The following is a 17,022-nucleotide window of genomic DNA, read 5'->3' on the forward strand; positions in this document are numbered from 1 at the left end:
AAAGGAGGTAACACTTGATTATACAAAGCGATCAAGCTAAAACAGCTTGGCAAGCAACCGAAAGAACTTTAGACGCTATTGTCAATATTAACGGCATTGATTATCACACCACTGATATTGCTTCAATTGCTTATGATTCAGGCGCTTTCACGGGTGATACTTTTGCAATCGGATCCACTTATGAAAACAACGTGACAATCACATTCATTCACTTGGTGGAAGGCCTAAAACAGGGTCAAACCGTGACGACCAAGATTGGCATTAAGCTGCCGGACAGCACATTCGAATATAGCCCGCTTGGTGTATTTGTTATTTCTGACGATATTGAAATGGATAGAAATAACGACGCGACAACCATTAAGGCCTATGACAGGATGGCTTTGCTAGAAGGCAATTATGTCTCTAAATTGACTTATCCAGCCAAAGTAGTTGATGTCATTGCTGAAATTGCTAATTTGTCTGGCGTGCCTTTGAACATTGACGACATTGCTAGACTTCCGGTTTTGATTGATGTGCCTAAAGCAATTACAGGGCAAACCTATCGAAATGCCATTGGCTGGATAGCGCAATTCTATGCTGGATTTGCATTGTTTGACCGTGACGGAAAACTCACGATTAGACAAGCCACGGATGTTGATTACACGCTTGACCCAAGTCAATATGAGCAAGGCGGATTAACAAAGAATGAAGCACCTTATGTGATTGGCGGCATTCAATGTCAGGTAACAACCACAACGACTGATTCGGCAGGCGATTCTACAGACAATACTGTGACTTTACAAGCCGGTAGCAGTTCTGGCTCACAAATTGAAATCACGAATGATTTAATGGATCAAAACCGTTTAAATCAGATTTGGGATTCAATTAAGGATTTGAATTTTTATCCATTCAGTTTAAATTGGTTTGGTAATCCAGCTATTGAAGCAGGGGACTGGCTAGCGCTTAAAGACACACAGGGCAATAGTTTTAACGTTCCTAATAATGCTTATACGATGACTTTTGACGGTAGCCTATCTTCTGTTTCTTCGGCTGAACAAACTTCCACCTCACAAGATGTATATTCCTATACAGGCAATCTGCAGCAAAAGGTGGATAGCTTATTCGGTTTGAGAAGCCCGACCGGCAATTTTATTTATGGGCCCGATACAATTTCTGAACCCACTGATGCTAAATTTGGCGATATTTGGTACAAAAAAAATGGCAATGATGTTGAATTATGGATATATCAAAAACAGTCAGACGGTACTGGGAAATGGGTGCTGGATGTTTATCAGGCATTTTCACAAAAGGTAACCGATCAGGTTGACACTGCTGTTTCGGACGCCAAATCCTACACCGATGACTTGAATGATTCTCTTGCTCCGCAAATAGCTACTATTGGCAGTCAAGCAGACAGTGCTTTTGATAAAGCCTCACAAGCTATCTCAAGTTACGCTCAAGTTGCAAATCAGGCTTCAAGTGCTTATGCTACGGCCTCATCTGCAGCCAGTGACTTAGCAACGACTAAAAGCAGCCTAGCGAACACACAGTCAAGTTTGGCAGCTACTGCTTCTATGGCAGCAAAAAATGGCTCTGATATTGCTTCAATCAAGACAGATGTCTCTGGTTTACGCGGTTCTTTTGCTACAACTTCTGGTGCGGTTGCTGATTTGCAAATAAATGCTTCGCAAACGTCTTTAGATATTGCGAATGCTAAGGGCGACATTTCGAGCCTGCAAAATACAGCTTCCCAAGCAAGTATCGACATGGCAAACGCCAAAGGCGACATCTCATCACTGAAAAGCAGAGCTGACGGTTTTGATGGTGAGTTCCAGAATGCCAATGGAAGTTTGGCTGATTTGAAATTGCGTGCAGATGGATTTGATGCCACTGTGACGAAAGTTAATAACTTGCAAGTCGGTGGTGTCAACAGAATGGTAAACACTGCACTTAGTGCCGTTAATAATACAGCTTTTCTGGTTGGAACTAGTCAACCGACATCAGGATTTATTAGGACGAGGGACTCCGATGGTGAACATTATGTAGCTGATGCATCAACAAATGAAAGATACGTGCGTTATACAGGAGGGCCTTCGTTCGCACGGCTAAATGGTCTGATACCAGGTAACACTTATACCTTTCACGGCTACTATAAAGCGTCTTCACATGGATTATATATCCGTGAACAGGTAGGGACGAATGGAACAACTTGGAGTAGTGATACTCATACAAATTTGTCTGATGCTAGTGATTGGGCTTATTTTAAACACACATTCACTATCCCAGCGAATGCAACAGGTTACTATTTCAGTTTCCAGTTAATTAACCCGGTCCAAGGCGATACGCTTGATACACAACTTCTCGAGCTTGAAAATGGAAACGTAGATACTGCATATTCTGTTGCCCCAGAGGATATTGATTCTCAATTCTCATCTGTTCATCAAGATATTACAGGTTTACAGACATCTGTTGGCCAAAAAGTAGATAACCAAACTTACCAAACTGATAAATCTCAAACAGCGACTGAAATTAGCCAACGAGTAACTAATGACTCGTTTTCTAGTTATCAAACGCAGCAAGCTGATCTGTTGGCTAATAAAGTTGAGAGCTCGACTTATCAAACGATGGTGGCTCAACTGCCTAATCAATTTGCTGTGAAGGCAACCGAAACTGTCGCTTCCACTGCTGCAAGCAATGCAACTGTTGCTAAGAATTCCGCTGCTTTGGCTGTGTCTAGTGCTTCGGCAGCTAACTCATCTGCAGCTGCGGCCCAATCAAGTGCCGCTTTGGCTTATAGTCAGGCCAGTGCAGCAAATTCGTTAGCTGGTGGTGCAAATTCTTCTGCAGCAACGGCTATGAGTTCGGCAGCAGCTGCAAATTCAAGTGCTGCGATTGCTCAATCTAGCGCAGCAACGGCCATGAGCCAAGCAAGTCAAGCGTCGAGCGCTGTTAGTTCATTAGCCACTTACACGACAGCCCAATTCTCTGTGCAGAATACTGCTATTCAGGCAAAAGTCAGTCAACAAGATTTTGATAATTTGAAGGTTGGTGGCACGAATTTAGTTATTAGGCATAACGAAGTGTCTAATATGATGGTTGGGATGGATGGCACGGTTCAGGCATGGAATGGCGTAAGTTTGACTGCTGATTATATTTCCGTCACAGGACAAAAAAACTTTGTTTTTTCTAAAATTCCAAGTGGGACAGAGACTGATTCTTATTTTAGATATGCCTACTATGACACGAATAAAAAGCTTATAGTACGTGCCTCTAATCAAACCAATTCATTTATTTCTAATGTCCCAGACGGATCTGCTTATTTAAGGGTTTCATATCCAACGGCAAGTAAAGTCAAAATTGAATCTGGCAACACTAAAACGGATTGGTCAGCAGCCCCAGAAGACCTAGCAACCGAAGCCGAAGTTACGGTCATGAAAGACGACATTAATCTTCGTGTACAAAAAGGAGATTTAATCACGCAGCTTAATTTAGAGGCTGGTACAACGCTGCTGCAGACAGGAAAATTCATTATCAATGCTGCGACGACAGTGATTAGTGGAACTTCTTGGCTTGATGGGGCTGTGATTAAGAATGCATCAATTGGTACGGCCCAGATAGGCACGATCGATGCCAGTGTGGCTCACGTTGTCAACATTGACGCTAATCAAATCACAGCTAACGCAGCCACATTTTTCCAGACTCAATGGCAGAATAATTATGGAAATCGTATTGCGATTAATGCTTCAGATATAGTATTAACGTCAACAACCGGCTCAAATCTTGATATACAAGCCAGAAAATTACAATTTACTTCTAGTACCGACAGCCTAGTTATAAATATGTCTACTCAAAATTGGGTTGATATAAATGGGACTACTACTACAGCTAAGGGCCTTAACTTTTCTGTGTTGGGCGATACTACAAATTCGTATATGTCATTCGGTCGTTATAACGGTTCTGCTATCATGATGTACGCTGGCGCGACCATGGAGCATGGAACAAATATTATTACTAATGATGCTTGGAATGTCTTTACCGACTTCGTTGTAACCAACAGTAGGTTTTTGAGGTTCACAACATCTCCTTCAACGGGATCCTATAATATTGTTGCCGATGCAGGGGGTAATTCTTTAGATTTTAATGCGGTTGATCATTTCTGGTTCAATAAGCCAATTCAACAAAATTCATTGCTTTCCAAGAAGAACATTTTAGGTGATTATCCGTTTGTTGCTCATGAAGAACTTGACAAAATGGATATTAAGATGGTGAACTATAAAGATGATACCGAAGGCACCAAACCGATTTTGACGGCAATCATCGATGATGTGAATCAGGTTAAAAAATACTATATTCCCGAAATTATGACTGGCCACGAGGGTGTTGATATTTATTCATTTGCATCATTAATTGCTTTGTCCGTCAAAGAAAATGATCTGACTCTGGCTGACCATGAGAGCCGCATTACCGAATTAGAAAACGAAATAAAAACTTTGAAAGCCACATAGGCTTTTTTATTTAGGAGAAAATATGGAACAAGAAAAAATAAATTGGCGGCAAGTTGCGACAAGCCTAGCAACGAAATTAGCAAATTCGGAAGCGCAAAATTCGATTTTGCAAACGATATTGGAAGAAACAAAACAAAAATCAGTATCAAGGAAGGAGGAAAAATAATCATGGAAATTAATAAATCTCAGAGCTTCAATGCTCAAAGCAAAGATACTAACGGAAATCAGATAGCCTATTTCAATGGTTCGGTAAACAGTAGTAATGTCAGTCTCTCGGTCAACCCAATTAATGTTCAAGGCTTTAAAGCCAACCGTGCTCAAATTGAAGCAGATTTTGCCGACTTTGAAAAGACTGTTTTTGATGAAGCAGTATCACAAGACGCCACGCCAGCGAGTTAATACATGAATCCTGACGGCATTAGGTCTTGGCTAATGTTGATCGCAACAGGTATTGGTCTGCTGGGATCCATTTATGCCATATTCAGAAAAACATTAAATAAATTCTTCACAGACAACTTTAAAGAGTCCACTGAGTCCTTAAACGAAACAGTCCATTTACTCAATGAAAGTGTTAAAAAACAGTCCGAAATGTTAGATCATGATTTCAAAAAAATTCAAGAAATAGATGAAAAAGAGTCTGATCACGAAAAACGCATTCATACATTGGAAGACTGGAAAGAATTTACAAATGGAAAATAAACAATTAAATAGTTTGGAAAATATGTTTGCACTGGTCTAATTATCCAGTGCTTTTTATTAGGAGGAATTATGCAAGTAATATTTAATACACTTTATGTTTTACTAGGAGCTTTTGGCATTGGCGCGCTATTCTTAGGACTTCATGCCCTGATATCAGTGGCCGAAGCTAAAAACGCTCAAGCATTAGCTAGTGCACAAACTGAGAAAGCAAAATTGAGAAACGAGCACATTCAAACTGCTTTAGCCTTTGCTGACCAGGTTGTCAGTCTAGCTGAAAAAACGCTTGGTACAGGCGGCGAAAAAGAGAAGTATGCCACTGATTTGTTAAACAAGCGTTTACAAGACAATGGTTTAGCTGGCAACTTCACACCAGATCAGATTGAAGGGTATATCAAAGCTGGCGTGGACGTCCTTAAATCAAAAGGACTGGAAATTCACGCACCAAAGGCGGAAGTCAGCGAGGCTAAGTAATGGTCTTAAACGGCTGTGATATTAGTAATTATCAAGCGGGAATTAATCTTAAACTTGTTCCTGCTGACTTTGTTTTGATTAAGGCTACCGAAGGCACGTCTTATGTCAGCCCTTCTTGCAATGCGCAGACAACTAGTGCTTTATCGGCTGGCAAAAAGGTCGGCTGGTATCACTTTGCTTCAGTTGGCAATGCCGTGGCTCAAGCTGATTATTTTGTTAATAACATCAAGAATTACATCGGCAAAGGTATTCTCATGCTTGACTGGGAAACGGCGCCCGTTTTGAATCAAGGCGTTGCTTGGGCTAAAGCGTGGCTCGACCGTGTCTATGCTAAAACAAATGTTCGCCCGATTATTTACATGAGTAAGTCCATTGTCAATCAGTACAACTGGTCAAGCGTAGCCAAAGATTATGGCTTATTCTTTGCTCAGTATGCTAATTACAATCGCACTGGCTATCAGAATGACCCTTGGACAGATAACGCTAAACTAGGTGCTTTTGGAACAGCTGTAGCGTTTCAGTACAGTTCATCTGGCAAATTAGCTGGTTGGTCTGGCAACCTTGATTTAGATGTCTTTTATGGTGATAAGTCCACTTGGGATAAATATGCTGGAGCTAAATCTATTCCTGCACCTGTTTATAAAAAAGGCGATTTTGTCACCGTCAAAGACGGTCAAACTAAAAATGCTGTCGGCTATGATATTAAAGGTTGGGTCGGGCAAAAGATTGAGATTGTCAATATCAGGCAATCAGGTGACCATTGGCTTTATGATGGCAAAGTCGGCAACAATCCATTCAATGATTTGTTAGCTGCCAACATCACAAAATGGGAGCAAGCGCCAGCACCTTTGTTCAAAGTTGGCGATCAAATACAAATAAGTCCAAAAGCGCTTAAAGAGCGTAACGGCTATGATTTGACACCACGCCGTTTAAAAGTTGGTAAGGTGGCAAGTGTGGTTAAATATCCAACCAAGTATTCACGTTCATGGTATGAATACAAAATTGCCTATACGGATGGCAAAGAAAACGATCACGTTTTGGAACAGGATTTAACATTTTAAAGCTGCACAACAAGCAGCTGACGAAAAAGCGAAGGCTGACGCACTGGCTGCTGCACAAAAAGCAGTGACAGACGCACAAGCAAAAGTTGCTGAATTAAGTAAATAAAGATTAAAAATACCCACTGGTTTAACTGCTGGTGAGTATTTTTTGTGTAATAATCTTGGTAGGCAAAGCCAGGGGAGAAAAAATGCCATCAGATAACATTAAGAAAATTAAAGAAATTTTGTACAAACCTTTCGTCTCCTCACGTTTTCTTGGAATATTTTTCTTAATAGCCGGGATGGCGCTGGCATTTTTTTCTTGGCATAATACTTTTTTGACTGATTTGAACACTACTAAAAATTCTATTCCGATATTTTGGGAGTATCTTAGAGTGTTTTTAGTTTTTCCTATTTCTTGCATTATTATTGTTTATAGCCAATTTATTTTCTTCGGTGGCATTAAAAACAAAAAAGAACCAGTCAAGAAAAGTAAAGATCCGCTTTTGTTTCCAGCGATTGTTATTAGTCTTTATGTTCTCTTAATAGGAGGAATGTTCCTATCTCATTTTTTTATGTCGGCCAAAAACTTGTCTAAAATTGACCCTTTATTAAGTCCATTGATATCCTTTTTGGGAATTTTTGTGGGCTTATATATTGCGCAAATGAAGCTTTCGAAATAAAAACATAAAAAAGATGGTAATGAAAAATGGTGACACCGGCTAATGCACAAGCTCGCTTGCAAGAATTGCAAGCTGCTAAATAATTGAATAAGCAATTAAAGCCCATCGGATTTATTTCTGGTGGGTGTTTTTTTATTTTTAAGTCTTTGCAAATATATTTTTTTAGGTATCACTTGATAAAAAAAGGTGGATAATGAAAGCAAATATGTCATCGAAAAAGTTAAAAATAAACGCCGTTGATCTCTTTTGTGGGGTGGGAGGATTAACAAATGGTGTCCAACGTTCTGGGATTAACGTCGTTGCGGGATTTGATATCTTACAAAGTTGTCGCTTTCCTTATGAATACAATAATTCGGCTAAGTTCATTCTCAAAGATGTTAAGAAAATAAAGCCAGGAGAAATAGACAAACTATATCCCAAAGACACCGATATTAAAGTATTAATGGGTTGCGCGCCTTGCCAGCCGTTTTCAACTTACAGTCATCGATATAAAGATAGCCCGAATCGCATTACGAAAATGGATTTGTTAGATTATTTTGGCAAGCAGGTTCAAGAAGTCCATCCGGATATCGTATCTATGGAAAATGTGCCACAAATAGCTAATGAAGATGTTTTCGATCGATTTGTTGAGCTGCTTAAAAACGAAGGATATCAAGTAGATTGGCGTGTCGTTTATGCTCCAACTTATGGTGTGCCACAAAGTCGACATCGACTTCTTCTACTGGCTTCTAAGTTCGGAACAATTCAGTTGGAAGCGCCTCTGTTTGACAAAGATCATTATCCGACTGTACGCGAAGCTATTTCTGGTTTGCCTAAGCTAGAGGCTGGCCAAACAGACCCGAACGATCCCTTACATCGATCAAGAGCTTTAAGACCAATCAATCTTAATCGTATTAAGCACTCTAAGCCAGGTGGCAGCTGGCAGGACTGGCCAAAGGATCTATTGCCAGAAGCCTATAAAAAAGAGAGTGGTCGTACTTTCGGATCTGTTTACGGAAGGCTTGAATGGGATAAGCCTTCCAGCACGATTACGACGGAATTTGTAGGCTATGGTAATGGACGATTTGGGCATCCTGATCAGAATCGGGCTTTAAGTCTTCGAGAAGGTGCAATTATCCAAACTTTTCCAAGGGATTATCAGTTCGTTGATCCTAATCAGGGTGACAACTATTCTATGTCTAAAGTGGCTTTACAAATCGGTAATGCTGTTCCGGTTAAGTTGGGACAGGTTATCGGAGAAAGTATTCAAAAACATTTAGAAGAGATTTAGCAAATGATTGAAAAAAAATATCCACTATTTATATCCCCACAAATTTTGGAACTTTTAGGACCGAGTTTGTATTCAAATGTATATAACGTATTAGCAGAGCTTATTGCAAATGCTTATGATGCAGATGCAGAAAATGTTTGGCTGGATTTTGTAGACCAATCCATTGATGTTGAGGATGATGGATCGGGCATGTCATATGAAGAAGTAACCCATAAATATTTAACGGTTGCATCCGAATCTCGTAAGACATTATCTGACTCATATACGCCTATATTTCACAGGCTAAAAATGGGTAGAAAAGGCATAGGCAAGTTAGCTGCTTTATCCGTTTCTGCCAAAGTTAAAATCATGACAGTCCAAAACAATGATAAATCAGGTTTCTTTCTTTCTCGATTGGTTCCTGAAGATGGAACTTTGACACCAATTCCTACACAAGCTATCACTTTTAATCATGTTAGCGGTCAGAATCCTCACGGAACGCGAATTGAGATGCCAAATTCTGATTATGATATACCCAAACGAAATGGAACCATAGAAAAAAATTTAGCCAAGTTTTTTCCACAGATAGAAGATAATTTCAAAGTTCATATCAACTTAAATGGGAAAGAATCTCAATTAAAGCCATTTTTAGAAAGTGTTGTTCAGGAACTGGATACTTTAACGATCTTCGATTCCTCAAATAGGGCTTCTTATCGACAAATGGCTAAAGAATTTGAGCTCAATAATTCAACGGACTTTTGTAAAACATTCCCAGCTGAAAAGCAAGCCATCAAAATGCAGAATAAAGCAAAGAAAAGAGTTAGCGTAAATCAAGAAATTAACGGCTGGATTGGTACGTACAGAACCACCCGGAATAGGAAAGCGAATCAAAGTGATTTTCCTGATAATTTTATTGCCATATATTCTAACGACAAATTGGGAAAGTTCAATATTCTTCAAGATGCCGGGATTAATAGAATTTCAGATGTTTATTTAGTTGGACAGTTTTTTGTTAATTCTTTCGAGAATACATTGCTTCCGGATATGGCGATGAGCAATAGGCAAGGCTACAAAATAGACGATCCTCGATATAAAGAAATGATAGCTTGGGCGCAGAATCAAGTCCGTTTTGTTTCTAATTTAAAGAAGAAGGTAACTGATCTTAAAAAAGCAAAGAAGGAAAAGAAAAAAAGAGCTGACCTTTTGGAGGAACAACGGCAAATTAAGGAAAATGTGAGTGAATCTCTTAATATAATTCAGCAAGCATCTCAAGAATCGTCGAAAGACCAAAAACCGTTTTTACGTCAATTAGATGAGCAGCAACTTAATAGGTTGAGTTCGGCTTTCACGAACATAGGCACAAAAAAAATCAAAATTGATCAGTCTTCAGCTTCTGGACGAAAAGTCCTCATTAGCCAAACTAAGGCAGATGACAGACTCAATTCGGTGATTTATGAGATGCTCCTATTTAATAATTTTGAGCCAGATGAGATACTTTATTCAACATGTGTAAATGCGGCCTCTCGTGTCCCGTATGGTATACATATTTATGACTATATTAGAGAATTTTTCGCTCAAAGTGCATTGCAGCATGATTTATATGTATTTTATATGGATAGCGATAATACAAAATGTTCGAGAGGTGTATCCGTAGAGACCGGAGCTGGATGGGTGACTCAAACAAAACATTTTATTATTAAGGCTGGGAAGGATGCGCCTCAGGAACCACTCGATATACGAAAACCATACTCTGAAATTAGATTCAACCACGAAAATAACGAAATTTTCTGTTCGGAAGTCGCTTTTAGTGTTTTTCTTCAAGCAATTAACGATGTTTGTTCCACCTTTGGTAAAGTTCCAAAAACTCACGATGAGAATACTGATTACTTTACGCATTCCTTAGAATGTGAAATTATGGATCAATCTGATTTTGAGGCCAAAGTCAAGGATATGGAAGTTGCTAGCGATGGAACTAAATCAACTAATTAGGGGTGTTTTTAACGAATATCCTTTACAGAAAATTGGTGAAGGAATTGAAGATAAAGGTTTAGAAATAAAATTTCATTCGGGTTTGAACGAAATTTTTGAGCAAAGTTTTTTTGGTTCTATTTTTATGAGCAAAGGATCCGTAGGCACTGGACGTTGGGCCATAATTCCGTGGATTGGACTTTTCGATAAGCGAATAAGTGTCAAGGCTAGCGAAGGGTTTGACATTGTTTATCTATTCTCAGTGGAAAAGAAAGAGATCTATTTGTCTCTTAACCAGGGTTGGGCTTTTTATTCTGAAAAATTTAAGGGTAATCAAGCTAAAAGAAATATTTTATATGTCTCAAACTTTTTAAGAAATAACCTCCATTTAGTTTCAGATAGAATGTCTGCAGATGATATTCACTTGTTAAATGACTATAGCAAGAATCCGTCTCGTCCAAAGGGATATGAGGCTGGGAACATCGTTAGCATTAAGTACGAACTTGATTCTTTGCCGCCTGACGATGCCTTGATTGATGACCTTAATGCCATGAAATCTCTCTTGTTAGAACTTGAGTCATTAATGACCAGAAGCCAAGGCAAGATTGATATTGAATCAAGCATCAACTTTTTTCTTTCTCAAGTGGATCGTTCTGTGCCAATACAAGATTTCATGACTGATTTCAAATCTTCCAATTTGACCAAAGCGGATTTGACCAATTTAAAGGATGAACAAATTGATATTCCATCTAGTGTTGCAGATATTGATGACGATACAAAATCGAATGATTCAAATTCTTCTAAAATAACAAAGACGGTTGAGAAGCAAAATATTCAAAACAAACGGAATGGTTATTTGGGTGAGCTATTTGTCCTGGAAATGGAAAGAAAGAAACTGAGAGATAGTTCGGACCCCAAGCTAACGAACCTTGCTAAGAAAGTGACACAAGTATCGGTCACTGAAGGAGATGGCAAAGGATATGATATTTTGTCCTTTGATCTTGATGGAAACGAACTATACATTGAAGTCAAGACGACCAAATCAGATCACGACAACGCTGCCTTTTATATTAGTGAAAATGAATTAAATTACTCCAAAAATCATTCCGAAGGGTATAGATTAATCCGTTTAATTGGTTTTAGTAAAAACGCATTGAAACGAGGCAAGATCCGGTATTTTTGTTTGAAGGGCGATGTCAGCCAAGTACTTAAATTAAAGCCTAGTAACTATATTGCCACGGTTTAAAGTCACTTAATTGCCAATTTAGACTATTGTTTTATTTTTTTATTATGGTATAATGCATAAGTTGGGATTTTCCCTAAAGTACTCGTGCTTAACTTCATTATCGATGTTATTTCTAATATTGTATCAAGCGTTTTTGAGGAGCTTATATGCTCAATGGGGGTAGGTATTATGAAGAATGAAAATATAACAGGTTTTTTTGTGTTTTTGGTTCCGATGGCAATTTTATTGTTGAGTACTTGTACTACATATACTGGTTATGCAAAACCGTCTCAATTGAGACGGTTTTTGTATTCCAATTGAGTAACACTCTTATCAAGAGTGTTTACACCTAAAACTACCGAGCAAATCATTATCCAGGCTGTCCGTGATCTACCAGCTACTGATTACAGATTGAAAATGATGCCCTTCGACGATCTGCAGGCATTAACAGATTTAAATGAAGCTGATCTAGTGACTGGTTTAAACAATCTTTATGATTGTGGCTTATTATTTAATGGCTATATTGATGAAGAGACTGGAAAACTGAGACGACCAGTATTGGGTATTTGTATAAATAAATTAAATGAGCTATAAGCTGTTTGGGTACCTAAGTATTCACGACAAATCTTGAAAACTCTTTAATCAATCACTAGCATTCGGAGATATCTAGGCGTTTTTTGTGTCTCAAATTATGTTGAACGCTTACAATTAAATTGGTTCACATTCACGAAGGGATAGCGGACTAATTTTTTTGGGGAGAGAAATGAAAAATAGAAAATCGATAGCTTATGTATTCGGGACATTGGCTACCATTGCACTGGTATTAGCATTCTTTTTTGTCTACCAGGCTGGACAAAAGAACGCTGCCCATGATGCTAAAAGTGATAAACCAGCAAAAATAGTTGCTAAAAAATCGAGTAGTTCTGCATCCAATAGATCATCGTCAAATGGTCCATTAACAAAAGTTGGAATGACCACAACCGCACCAGATATCGGCACTATTAAATTGATGGATATTAAAAAGTTGGATGTAGATCAAAAATACGGTCCCTTTACTATTCATTTTGGTTATGCAAAAATTTTTCAACAATTAAAAGCAAGTACCAGTCAAAAAGTTTTAGATGGATCTTCACCATATTACTTTCAACTAGATGCGAAAGTTACCAATAATGGGCAGCAGAAAGAACAGTTTTTATCAGCTGACGCTTATTTGATAACGCCAGAGGGTATGCAATATAATATCGGACAAAATGAAACAGAAACTCAATATAGCGATGGATTTTTCCAAGACGTTAATCCTCAAACCACACAACAACTTGTCCTATACGGTAAAGCCAGCCAACAGGATATTGGTAAGGTTGGAGATTTTTATTTAAATTTTGGTGCATCATATGACGATAATGGTAATCAAATAGCGCCAGATACAACGATCAAATTCAAATAATTAGTAAATTGAATTTGCGACATATTTACCACACAAGCGGCTTGAAATGTCTATTTCGGCGTATTTTTTAATATAATAAATCTTGGGGATTGGTACGGTCCTCAGAAGAATACCTCACTGTACCAACAAAGCCCACCATTCTGGTGGGCTTTGTTTTATAATGAATTCCGTAAGGGAGTGCAAACCTTTACACCCATAAAAAATTTACCCTTTCCCAGTGTCCATGACTTAATTGTGGTGGGCACTTTTTAATTCTTAGTGAGGATACAACCTTTAACCTGTGGCTGGTCAGCGGTCACAAAAAATATCCACGATAAAAAATACTAGTTGATCTCTGGGAGTTTTTTGTCTTTCTGGCTACAAAATGGCTACAAAACACGCTGGAATCCTTGATATCAGGTCAGTACTACTCCTGTTCGGGGCAAACTAAGCGTTATATCAGAAACAGTGATATAACGCTTTTTATTTGCTTAAATGTTGATATATCAACATTTATAGCTATTTATCAAGATGATCAAACTTGATTAAACCTACTAAAAAATGGTGCAGGTGGTACAAAATTGGTACATTAAAAATTATCTGTTCATTCAAACACGCGGCATTACCGGCAGGGATATTCACATTTTTGGTTATCTTTGATTTAAAAAAGTGTTTCGACTTGATTAAACGAAATAATCTATAATGGCGATAATACATCAGAAATGGAGAAAATTGATATTTCTAAAAGCCGATTAGAATCATTCAGTGATGGTGTTTTCGCCATCGTTATGACAATTATGGTCCTAGACCTCAAGGCACCAAATACAGGAAAGTGGTCTGAACTTCTCAATGATCAATTTATCCATCACATCGTCTCTTACGTTTTAAGTTTTTTGTTTGTTGCGAGTTTTTGGATCAGCCATCATACTATCATTCTGCCCGTTAAAATAGTTGATAAAAAACTGCTTTGGATGAATACTATTTTATTATTGCCAATGAGTCTTCTACCGTTAGTAACAGATTGGCATGGCGAATATCCAAAAATGGTCGCGCCAAGCGTCTGTTATATATCAATCTATGTTTTATCTGTTTTTGCATTATATATGCTGGGCAGGGTGGCTTTAAATCGCATTCAATCGGTCGATAGGAAATTTTGTCGCAAGATGAACCAGATCAGATTGTGGATTGTTTTATTTGGCTTGTGCTGTGTTTTTATGACCTTTTTCTACCCAACTATCGCTTCTTTTGCCGTTATTGGCATTTTGCTGTTTTGGCTGCTATCGTCCAATTGGCAAAAAAAGATTTTTGCTGATTAGAAATGGCATCGTTATTTAGCCTGGCTTTATGTGTTTGCTCAACGTCGATAAAAATATCTGCCGAATCGCGGCATGCAGCCTCGATAATGAAGCCGAAACATAAAAGGATCGATAGCTTCCTCTGGAAAATGTTTCTCATCAAAATAACTCAAATTCTTGAAATGATAAAATCAGTTGTTAAGAAAAGGAAAAAGATGGCCAATATATATTTTCTCTGTACTGGGAATTCAGCTAGAAGCCAAATGGCTGAAGCTTTTGGAAAAAAATATCTGAATCAGAATTGGCAAGTACAGTCTGCTGGCGTTGAAAGCCACGGTCTTAATCCTTTGGCAGTTCAGGTCATGAATGAAGCAGGTATGGACATTTCTAAGCAATATTCAAAATTAATTGATAATAGCTTTTTACAGAGCTGCCGTCTCATTGTCACTTTGTGCGGTGATGCTAGAGATCGCTGCCCGATGACACCGGCTTCAATTGAGAAAATACATTGGGATATTATTGATCCAGCTCAGACTTTGGGATCAAAAGCGGAGAAATTAGCTGTTTTTAGACAGGTCCGTGATGATATCGAAAATCGAATGATAAAACTAAGCCAAAATATCGGCGCCGTATTGTAAATAACTTTTTTATGTAAAACGAGTGTGTCGCGTGTTCTTGATTTAATCGTCTTCTTGATCATAATCACCGTGCTGTTGTTAGTATCTGTGCTGACAAGATCCCGCCAATAGTGGTTAAAACTAAAATACCTTAACGACAATCGTAGGTTAGTGGGGGTTTGAGTTAAAAATGTTTTCAGGTATTAAAAAAGCGATTGGATCACCGCTTGGCATTTTTTGGAATTAAAGAGTTGGATCTAAATGGCTGTCAAAGAAATGCATGCCTTTATTTGTAATTCGAATGTGATAATCAGGATCGTTGTTTAATTGGATTTCAATCAAATCAAGATCCTCTAGGATATTGCAGTCATTAACAAATTCGGGTGTAATCACAATATTGCTTTTCCATGAGGCGTCGTCTTTATCCACATGCTGATAGATAAAAGTAAAAGTTTTTAATGCAGAAGAAATTAGTTCTTTTTTCACACTTCTATTTTAACAAAATAATAGACAATTCTAATAAAAAGATAAATTCTGCGATCTAATCAGTATTTAATTTTGTTGAATATTAAAAAAAGAATTCCAAGAGAACCCTTTTCATTACTTTATTTTTTTATATCATCCACTTTATCTTTGATTGCATCTTTGGTATCTGCCAGCACATCTTTCGCTTTGCCTACTGCTTTTTCTATCTTGCCTTGACCTTCACGAGCCTTGTCGCCAGTTGCTTTTCCTTCAGCTTCTTTAGCAGCGCCAGTAACTTTGTCTTTTAGTGAATCTGCTTTATCTTTGAGTGACATAAGAATCTCCTTTGGGTATTTCAGCAAGCTTATACTTACTGATGACTTTATTATACCGAAAAACATTAATTGATATATAAAACTCAAATCAAACTCATTTATTCTGATTTTTTTTGCTTTTTTTTGATTTTTTTGTCAGACGCTGTTTAATTTTTTCGATGATTTGTGCTGATGCTGTTTTGACTGTGTCTTTGGTCATTGCTGCTCCTTTAAGTCAGGTAAAGTCAATCTAACGCTCTCTATTTTAGCAAGTGGATATGACAGTCACACAATTTAGATATGACAAAATAATATTAGGCTAAAAACATTTTTTGTTTTGGCCGTGAGTGACTCATCCTAATTGCCAGCCAAATTCAAAAGCAATTAACGAAAGAACGATTGAGATAAATAGATATGCGATTGAGCGTCGTTTATTTGTTTTAGCAGAAAGGCTGACTGTTTCTAAAATAAAAGTTGAAAAAGTTGTTAAACCGCCGATGATGCCGCTCCCGAGAAAACTTTTCCATTCAATTGATAATGGGATATCGAGAATGATACCCAAAATAAATGATCCTGAAATATTGATCATGATCGTTGCTAAGGAAAATGCAAATAATTTTTCAAAACGTGGATATCTAGAAATAAAGTATCTAACTTCAGCACCTAAAGCACTGCCAAAGGCTGATATGATCGTCAGCTTAAACAACATGATAACAGCTCCTGACGATAAGTCGGCCCATTAGCAGCAACAGGATGCCGAAAACGACCGAGGCAGTTAAATAACAAACTGCGTTCAGAATTTCCCGAGTGATCATCAACTCGTGCATGTCTGCGATAAAAGTCGCAAAAGTTGTAAAACTGCCAATTAAACCAGTCCCGATGATTAAAGCGAAACTGCTTGTGTCATGTTTTGTCTGAACGATGTATTCGTAGGCCATACCCATGAATAATGCGCCAACTAAATTTATTGCTAAAGTTGCCAGCGGGGCGGAATTTTTGAAGATAAGTTCGATTATTTCTCTTAATCCGCCTCCCACAAAACCGCATACAAACACAATGCTAAAATTTCTCAACATAATATAACTGTTC

At 38.1% G+C, this 17,022-nt stretch carries 18 protein-coding genes; 14 read left to right on the forward strand and 4 right to left on the reverse strand.

Annotated elements, in window-relative coordinates; all coding sequences use genetic code 11:
- Positions 1-14: 14 nt before the first annotated feature.
- The 14 genes from DLJ48_RS08600 (at position 15) to arsC (ending at position 15,175) form a co-directional block, all read left to right on the forward strand.
- Entirely contained in the window at positions 15-4,484 is a 4,470-nt protein-coding gene (locus tag DLJ48_RS08600) for a hypothetical protein (RefSeq protein WP_243148548.1), read from the forward strand.
- 22 nt (positions 4,485-4,506) lie between these two features.
- Positions 4,507-4,650, forward strand: a complete 144-nt coding sequence (locus tag DLJ48_RS06850) for a hypothetical protein (RefSeq protein ID WP_161566120.1) — start codon at positions 4,507-4,509, stop codon at positions 4,648-4,650.
- 2 nt (positions 4,651-4,652) lie between these two features.
- Complete coding sequence (locus DLJ48_RS06855; protein ID WP_128686737.1) at positions 4,653-4,883, forward strand: hypothetical protein; 231 nt, start codon at positions 4,653-4,655, stop codon at positions 4,881-4,883.
- A 33-nt stretch (positions 4,884-4,916) separates the two neighbouring features.
- Entirely contained in the window at positions 4,917-5,183 is a 267-nt protein-coding gene (locus tag DLJ48_RS06860; RefSeq protein ID WP_243148550.1) for a hypothetical protein, read from the forward strand.
- Between the two features lie 69 nt (positions 5,184-5,252).
- Positions 5,253-5,654, forward strand: a complete 402-nt coding sequence (locus DLJ48_RS06865; protein WP_128686738.1) for a phage holin, LLH family — start codon at positions 5,253-5,255, stop codon at positions 5,652-5,654.
- A complete protein-coding gene (locus DLJ48_RS06870; protein WP_128686739.1) occupies positions 5,654-6,715 on the forward strand; it encodes a GH25 family lysozyme in 1,062 nt (353 codons plus the stop codon). The genes DLJ48_RS06865 and DLJ48_RS06870 overlap by 1 nt, the downstream gene beginning before the upstream one ends.
- Positions 6,716-6,903: 188 nt before the next feature.
- Complete coding sequence (locus DLJ48_RS06875; RefSeq protein WP_128686740.1) at positions 6,904-7,377, forward strand: hypothetical protein; 474 nt, start codon at positions 6,904-6,906, stop codon at positions 7,375-7,377.
- A gap of 205 nt (positions 7,378-7,582) precedes the next feature.
- The gene (locus DLJ48_RS06880) at positions 7,583-8,647 is read left to right on the forward strand and encodes a DNA cytosine methyltransferase (protein ID WP_128686741.1); all 1,065 of its coding nucleotides are present in this window, start codon (positions 7,583-7,585) and stop codon (positions 8,645-8,647) included.
- 3 nt (positions 8,648-8,650) lie between these two features.
- Complete coding sequence (locus DLJ48_RS06885; RefSeq protein ID WP_128686742.1) at positions 8,651-10,615, forward strand: ATP-binding protein; 1,965 nt, start codon at positions 8,651-8,653, stop codon at positions 10,613-10,615.
- Positions 10,593-11,840, forward strand: coding sequence for an MrcB family domain-containing protein (locus DLJ48_RS06890; RefSeq protein WP_128686743.1), 1,248 nt, complete (start codon positions 10,593-10,595; stop codon positions 11,838-11,840). Before DLJ48_RS06885 ends, DLJ48_RS06890 begins: the two co-directional genes overlap by 23 nt.
- A 318-nt stretch (positions 11,841-12,158) precedes the next feature.
- Complete coding sequence (locus DLJ48_RS06895; RefSeq protein WP_128686744.1) at positions 12,159-12,413, forward strand: hypothetical protein; 255 nt, start codon at positions 12,159-12,161, stop codon at positions 12,411-12,413.
- A gap of 169 nt (positions 12,414-12,582) precedes the next feature.
- Positions 12,583-13,263 carry a hypothetical protein gene (locus DLJ48_RS06900; RefSeq protein ID WP_128686745.1) on the forward strand — a complete coding sequence of 227 codons (681 nt, stop codon included), beginning with the start codon at positions 12,583-12,585 and terminating at the stop codon, positions 13,261-13,263.
- Between the two features lie 701 nt (positions 13,264-13,964).
- On the forward strand, positions 13,965-14,558 hold the full coding sequence (locus DLJ48_RS06905; RefSeq protein WP_128686746.1) for a TMEM175 family protein: 594 nt from the start codon (positions 13,965-13,967) through the stop codon (positions 14,556-14,558).
- Between the two features lie 194 nt (positions 14,559-14,752).
- Positions 14,753-15,175 carry an arsenate reductase (thioredoxin) gene (gene arsC / locus DLJ48_RS06910; protein WP_128687109.1) on the forward strand — a complete coding sequence of 141 codons (423 nt, stop codon included), beginning with the start codon at positions 14,753-14,755 and terminating at the stop codon, positions 15,173-15,175.
- Between the two features lie 222 nt (positions 15,176-15,397).
- Here the strand turns inward: arsC and DLJ48_RS06915 are convergent, their stop codons facing one another.
- The 4 genes from DLJ48_RS06915 to DLJ48_RS06930 form a co-directional block, all read right to left on the reverse strand.
- Complete coding sequence (locus DLJ48_RS06915) at positions 15,398-15,640, reverse strand: hypothetical protein (protein ID WP_128686747.1); 243 nt, start codon at positions 15,638-15,640, stop codon at positions 15,398-15,400.
- A 119-nt stretch (positions 15,641-15,759) separates the two neighbouring features.
- Positions 15,760-15,954, reverse strand: coding sequence for a CsbD family protein (locus tag DLJ48_RS06920; protein WP_128686748.1), 195 nt, complete (start codon positions 15,952-15,954; stop codon positions 15,760-15,762).
- Between the two features lie 331 nt (positions 15,955-16,285).
- Positions 16,286-16,642: a fluoride efflux transporter FluC gene (locus DLJ48_RS06925; protein ID WP_128686749.1), complete on the reverse strand. Its 357-nt coding sequence runs from the start codon at positions 16,640-16,642 to the stop codon at positions 16,286-16,288.
- Positions 16,632-17,009, reverse strand: a complete 378-nt coding sequence (locus DLJ48_RS06930; protein ID WP_128686750.1) for a fluoride efflux transporter FluC — start codon at positions 17,007-17,009, stop codon at positions 16,632-16,634. Before DLJ48_RS06930 ends, DLJ48_RS06925 begins: the two co-directional genes overlap by 11 nt.
- Between the last annotated feature and the right edge of the window lie 13 nt (positions 17,010-17,022).

Source organism: Oenococcus sicerae (assembly GCF_004102045.2).
Taxonomy (GTDB): domain Bacteria; phylum Bacillota; class Bacilli; order Lactobacillales; family Lactobacillaceae; genus Oenococcus; species Oenococcus sicerae.

Excerpts from the sequence above, each read along its gene's own strand:
- DLJ48_RS06850 (WP_161566120.1), top strand. The coding sequence starts at position 4,507 with ATGGAACAAGAAAAAATAAATTGGCGGCAAGTTGCGACAAGCCTAGCA.
- DLJ48_RS06855 (WP_128686737.1), top strand. The coding sequence starts at position 4,653 with ATGGAAATTAATAAATCTCAGAGCTTCAATGCTCAAAGCAAAGATACT.
- DLJ48_RS06860 (WP_243148550.1), top strand. The coding sequence starts at position 4,917 with ATGTTGATCGCAACAGGTATTGGTCTGCTGGGATCCATTTATGCCATA.
- DLJ48_RS06865 (WP_128686738.1), top strand. The coding sequence starts at position 5,253 with ATGCAAGTAATATTTAATACACTTTATGTTTTACTAGGAGCTTTTGGC.
- DLJ48_RS06870 (WP_128686739.1), top strand. The coding sequence starts at position 5,654 with ATGGTCTTAAACGGCTGTGATATTAGTAATTATCAAGCGGGAATTAAT.
- DLJ48_RS06875 (WP_128686740.1), top strand. The coding sequence starts at position 6,904 with ATGCCATCAGATAACATTAAGAAAATTAAAGAAATTTTGTACAAACCT.
- DLJ48_RS06880 (WP_128686741.1), top strand. The coding sequence starts at position 7,583 with ATGTCATCGAAAAAGTTAAAAATAAACGCCGTTGATCTCTTTTGTGGG.
- DLJ48_RS06885 (WP_128686742.1), top strand. The coding sequence starts at position 8,651 with ATGATTGAAAAAAAATATCCACTATTTATATCCCCACAAATTTTGGAA.
- DLJ48_RS06890 (WP_128686743.1), top strand. The coding sequence starts at position 10,593 with ATGGAACTAAATCAACTAATTAGGGGTGTTTTTAACGAATATCCTTTA.
- DLJ48_RS06900 (WP_128686745.1), top strand. The coding sequence starts at position 12,583 with ATGAAAAATAGAAAATCGATAGCTTATGTATTCGGGACATTGGCTACC.
- DLJ48_RS06905 (WP_128686746.1), top strand. The coding sequence starts at position 13,965 with ATGGAGAAAATTGATATTTCTAAAAGCCGATTAGAATCATTCAGTGAT.
- arsC (WP_128687109.1), top strand. The coding sequence starts at position 14,753 with ATGGCCAATATATATTTTCTCTGTACTGGGAATTCAGCTAGAAGCCAA.
- DLJ48_RS06920 (WP_128686748.1), bottom strand. The coding sequence starts at position 15,954 with ATGTCACTCAAAGATAAAGCAGATTCACTAAAAGACAAAGTTACTGGC.
- DLJ48_RS06925 (WP_128686749.1), bottom strand. The coding sequence starts at position 16,642 with ATGTTGTTTAAGCTGACGATCATATCAGCCTTTGGCAGTGCTTTAGGT.
- DLJ48_RS06930 (WP_128686750.1), bottom strand. The coding sequence starts at position 17,009 with ATGTTGAGAAATTTTAGCATTGTGTTTGTATGCGGTTTTGTGGGAGGC.